Source organism: Streptomyces sparsus (genome assembly GCF_054776295.1).
Window position 1 is genome coordinate 1 of the sequence record NZ_BAAHCA010000439.1, and the last position, 4,023, is coordinate 4,023.

A 4,023-nucleotide genomic window follows, 5' to 3' on the forward strand; every position below is an offset into this window, starting at 1 on the left:
GGCGCCCGGCGGGGGAAGGGGGCGCCGACGTCTCAACCGCCGAGCAGCGTGCCTCCGCTGGCGTCCAGGTAGGAGCCGGTGATCCAGCGGGCGTCGTCGCCGGCGAGGAAGGCGATCACGTCGGCGACGTCCTCGGTCTCACCGACCCGGTTGAACGCCGACAGGGCCGCCATCTGCTCGACGACCTCCGGCATGTCGAAGACCGGGGTGCCGTTGTTGGTGATGCCGGGGCCGACGCTGTTGACGGTGATGTTGCGCGGCCCGAGGTGCTTGGCGTAGTGCAGCGTGAGCTGGTCGACGGCGCCCTTGGTCATCGCGTACGCCACCTCCTGCGGGTTGGCGAACCGGGTCAGGCCGGAGGAGATGTTGATGATGCGGCCGCCGTCCGGGATCAGTTCCAGGGCCCGCTGCACGATGAAGAACGGCGCCCTGGCGTTGACCGCGAACAGCCGGTCGAACTGCTCGGGTGTGACGTCCTCGGGGGCGACGCCGCCCATCACCCCGGCGTTGTTGACCAGGATGTCCAGGCGGGTGCTGCCGGTGCGCTCCTTCAGACCCGCTTCCAGGCCGAGGAACAGCTCGTGCACGTCGCCGGTGACGCCCAGTTCGGCCTGGACGACGAAGGCCCGGCCGCCGTCCTTCTCGATGCCGGCGACGACCTCCTCGGCGGCCTCGCGGTTGCCCGCGCAGTGCACGGCGACCAGCGCGCCGTCCCGTGCCAGGCGCGTCGCGGTGGCTCGGCCGATGCCGCGGCTGGAGCCGGTGACCAGTGCGGTCCTGCCGGTGAGTGTGCCCATCGTCGTGGTCCTCCTGTGCGTGGTGGGTTGGTCGTCCGGGGGCGGAGCCGGCCGGTCGGCACGTGGCACGGGCCGGTCCGGGTAGGGCGTGTCCAGGCCGCTGATCATGGTGGCCAGCCGCCGGCGGGCCGGGGCGAGCTCCAGCAGTTCACCGAAGACGGCCCGCAGCGCGTCGACCTCGGCGCCGCCGAGCAGCAGCTGTGCCTGGGCGTCGATCTGGCCGAGCACCTGCTGTCCGACCGCGTGCCGGGTGCGGTGGTAGCTGTCGAGCAGCTCCGGATCGGGGCGGGCGCCGAACTGCGCGGCGAGCTTGCCGCCGAGGTCGGCGGCGTCCTGGAGGCCGAGGTTGAGGGCCTGCCCGCCGACGGGCATCTGCGCGTGCGCGGCGTCGCCGGCCAGCAGCAGCCGGCCCCGCCGGTACTCGGTCGCCTGGCGGCGGGTGTTGCCGAAGGCGTTGACCCACAGCGGGGTGCCGTGGCCGATGTGCTCGCCGGTGACCCGCTGCCAGGCGTCGACGATCTCGCCGAACTCCGGCTCGCCGGTGCGCCGGACGGGTGCCCGGCCGTACTCGTGCACCATGACGCGGGTGACGCCGTCGGGTCCGCGGGCGGCGATCGCCAGGCCGTTCGGGTGCCGTTCGAAGCGGCGGCCCGGCACGTCGATGCCGGCGACGTCGGCCCGCAGCAGTTCCCTGGTGGCATCGCTGCCGGGGAAGTCGAAGCCGCCGAGCCGGCGCACCGTGCTGTGCTCCCCGTCGCAGCCGACGACGTAGGCGGCGCGGAGCCGCAGTTCGCGGCCGTCCGGGCCGACGGCTTCGACCTCGACGGTGTCGGCCCGCTGGTCGAGGGCGGTGAGGCGGTGTCCGCGCAGCAGGCGGGCGCCCAGGGCGGTGGCCCGCTGCTGGAGGACCGCCTCGATGCGGGTCTGCGGTGCCTTCCACTGTCCGGCGTGGCGGTGTGCCGGGTCGGCGGCGGTGAGGTCCAGCGGGATGCCGCCGAAGTGTCCGGGGCCGCCGGCGGGCGGCGGGCCCAGCTCGTCGAGCAGGTCGCGTTCCTCGAGCAGTTCCATGGTCCTGGCGTGCAGGGTGGAGGCCCGGGACTCGGTGGTCGGCTCGGTGAGCTGTTCCAGCACGGTCACCCGCACACCGCCGGTGCGCAGTTCACCGGCGAGCAGCAGCCCGGCCGGCCCGGCCCCGACGACGATCACATCCGGGTCGGCCGGGCCGGACCGGGCGGTGCGCGGTGCGGCGTTGTCTGGCCCGGCCACGGTCAGCGCCGCGCTTCCGCGTACTCCTTGGCGTGGCCGAGCGTGGCGCGGCTGTTGGTGCCCAGGGCGTTGCGGATGAAGTCGCGGGCCTCGGGCAGGCCGGCGTCGGCGCCCAGCACCCGCTGGATGTTGTCGGTGTTGAGCACCACGGTGTGCTGCGAGGTGGCGGTGGTGACGCCGTCGTCGCCCTCGTCGAACTGCCAGTAGCCGGTGTGCAGGGCCATCAGCGCGGGCAGCGTGGTCTGCTTGTAGGCGATGCGGTGGTGCGGGAAGCAGACCCGGACGGACTCGGTGGTGTGCGAGGAGCCGTCCTTGGTGAGCGTGTCCATGCGCAGCACCTGGAGTCCGGGGGTCTCCTCGCGCAGGTCGACGGACGCCACGTGCGGCAGCCGGTCCTTCCACTGCTGCGCCTCGTTGATGAAGTCGTAGACGTCCTTCGCGGAGCCCTCGATGCGCACGCTGTCCTCGAAGGAGAGCGTCAACTCGGCCGCACCGGTGGCGAGTTCGACGTTCTGCTTCAACGCGGCCAGTTCCGAGCGGCTGTTGCGGTCCACCGCCTCGTCGATCCAGGCCAGCTTGTCCGGGTCGTCGTCCACCGCACGGTAGTCGTGCAGCAGCCGCACCCGGGCGGTCGCGTCGGTCAGCGGCTCGATGATCCAGGTGCCGCCCATCGCGGCGACCGGGGAGGCCGGCACCTCCTGGCGGAACGTGATGCGCAGCGCCGCGGGGTCCAGGCGGCGGCGGGACGTCCAGTTCTTGGCCTCGCCGTTGGCGGTGGCCCAGATCCGGATGCGCTCCTCCTCGGTGCCGCGCTCGACGTGGTCGACGTACACCGACGGCGGGAAGATCCGCGGCCAGTTCTCCACCTCGGCAATCAGCCGGTACACCTCCGAGGCGGGTGCTTCGACGGTGGTCTCGTGCTCGACCTCACGCACGGTCATCTGTGTCCTCCTTGACGTAGCGAAGCGGCTGACCGGCGTGGGCGCCGGTGCCGGTGGGTGCTGCCGGGGGTCAGAAGTTGCCCAGGCCGCCGCAGACGTTGAGGGCCTGCGAGGTGAGGGAGGCGGCGGTGTCCGTCGCCAGGTAGCCGACGAGGCCGGCGACCTCGTCCGGCGTGGAGTAGCGGCCCAGCGGGATCTTGGACTGGAACTTCTCCAGGATCTGCTGCTCGGTCGCGTCGTAGGCGGCGGCGTAGCCCTGCCGGACCCGCTGTGCCATCGGCGTCTCGACGTAGCCGGGGCAGACGGCGTTGACGGTGATGCCGGTGGGGGCCAGCTCGTTGCCGAGCGCCTTGGTGAAGCCGACCACGCCGTGCTTGGACGCCGAGTAGGGCGCGCCCAGCACCACGCCCTGCTTGCCTGCGGTGGAGGCGATGTTGATGATCCGGCCGCGGTTCTTGTGGCGCATGCCACCGGTGTTGAGCACCGCGCGGGTCATCAGGAAGACGCTGTTGAGGTTGGTGTTGATGACGTCGAACCACAGCTCGTCGTCGATGTCGGCGGTGACTCCGCCGCCCGCCCGGCCGGCGTTGTTCACCAGCACGTCGATGGTGCCGAAGCGGTCCACCGCGTCCCGCACGAAGCGTTCGATGTCCTGCGGCGAGCGGACGTCGCAGGTCGCGCCGTCCACGTCCAGGCCCTCGGCCTGGAGTTCCTTGACGGTGTCGGTGACGCTCTGCTCGGTGCGGGCGCAGAGGAACACCCGGTGGCCCTGCTGGGCGAGCAGCCGGGTCACCGCGAGACCGATGCCGCTGGTCGCTCCGGTGACGACGGCGACCCGCTGGGCTTGCTGCGTCATGTCTCTCTCCTGGTCTGATCGAGTCGGATGGTCCGGTCGGGCCGAACGGCCCCGTGGCGAACGGCCGGTGACGAACGGCCCGGTGGTGAAGGCCCGGTGGTGAAGGCCCGGTGGCGAATAGCCCGGGCGCGCCGCCCGGCTGCCGCCGGCCCGCTTCGGGGAC

The 4,023-nt window shown here is 72.4% G+C and carries 3 protein-coding genes; all 3 read right to left on the minus strand.

What is annotated here, in order from left to right; genetic code table 11:
- Window positions 1–32: 32 nt before the first annotated feature.
- The 3 genes from ACYVE9_RS18045 to ACYVE9_RS18055 all read right to left on the minus strand — a co-directional run bounded on the left by ACYVE9_RS18045 (window position 33) and on the right by ACYVE9_RS18055 (window position 3,860).
- Window positions 33–2,063 (minus strand): SDR family oxidoreductase, encoded by a 2,031-nt coding sequence (locus ACYVE9_RS18045; protein WP_461028913.1) that lies wholly within the window; start codon window positions 2,061–2,063, stop codon window positions 33–35.
- A gap of 2 nt (window positions 2,064–2,065) precedes the next feature.
- Window positions 2,066–3,004: an aromatase/cyclase gene (locus tag ACYVE9_RS18050; RefSeq protein WP_461028914.1), complete on the minus strand. Its 939-nt coding sequence runs from the start codon at window positions 3,002–3,004 to the stop codon at window positions 2,066–2,068.
- Window positions 3,005–3,074: 70 nt separating this feature from the next.
- A complete protein-coding gene (locus ACYVE9_RS18055; RefSeq protein ID WP_461028915.1) occupies window positions 3,075–3,860 on the minus strand; it encodes a 3-oxoacyl-ACP reductase in 786 nt (261 codons plus the stop codon).
- Window positions 3,861–4,023: the final 163 nt, after the last annotated feature.

Bases quoted from the DNA above. Each gene is read 5' to 3' on its own strand.
- ACYVE9_RS18050 (WP_461028914.1), bottom strand. From the start codon at position 3,004: ATGACCGTGCGTGAGGTCGAGCACGAGACCACCGTCGAAGCACCCGCC.
- ACYVE9_RS18055 (WP_461028915.1), bottom strand. From the start codon at position 3,860: ATGACGCAGCAAGCCCAGCGGGTCGCCGTCGTCACCGGAGCGACCAGC.